This is a genomic window from Oleiphilus sp. HI0117 (assembly GCF_001635235.1).
In genome coordinates this window covers 1-655 of record NZ_LWGA01000260.1, presented here as the reverse complement: position 1 = coordinate 655, position 655 = coordinate 1, and the positions used below count along the sequence as shown (strand labels likewise).

At 46.3% G+C, this 655-nt stretch carries 1 protein-coding gene; it reads left to right on the top strand.

What is annotated here, in order from left to right; all coding sequences use genetic code 11:
• Positions 1 to 413, top strand: a 413-nt coding sequence (locus A3757_RS03260) for an FtsX-like permease family protein (RefSeq protein WP_156506145.1), incomplete at its 5' end; no start/stop codon positions are given.
• Between the last annotated feature and the right edge of the window lie 242 nt (positions 414 to 655).

Genomic DNA, 655 nt, shown 5'->3' with positions numbered 1-655 from the left:
CGCAAATTCAAAGTTTGCTCAAGCAAGTCAGCCTCGCTGTTGAGTACTTACTTATCCTAGTATTGATCGGCGGTGTGTTGGTCTTACTGGCGACCATTTATTCAAGTATCGATGAGCGAATATTACAAGGTGCAATTTTACGGACACTCGGCGCTAACCGAAAGCAGCTTCGCCTTAATCAGTGGAGTGAATTCGCTTTGTTAGGCCTCATGGCAGGTATTCTGGCCCTGCTGGGTACTGAAGCAATCTGCTATAGCTTATATCGCTATTTACTCGACCTAGACTATCAAGTGCAATGGCATCTTTGGGCATGGCTACCCATTAGTTCAGCCTTACTGATCATGTGTTTAGTAGGATTGAGTACAAGGAAGGTGGCTAGTCATTCGCCAGTTAGTGTACTTCGAGACAGCTAAGCACCGGGACAAGTCATTTGATGAAGCCATGAAGAATGAATTCTACCGAGGCATGGAAGTCGCTGCCGCATCAGGAGCCTTAGACGGCGCACAGGGGTTTACCAAAGGTCAGGGCAAGCATGGGCAATTTTAAAAGCTGAATAAGGAAAGCACGCCTCCTCATTCAGCCTTTTAACGTCTTAGCTTATTTTAGTAGTTCTTCACTTCAAACTGGTCATCCGAAGGCTTTGCGGTATAGCGAC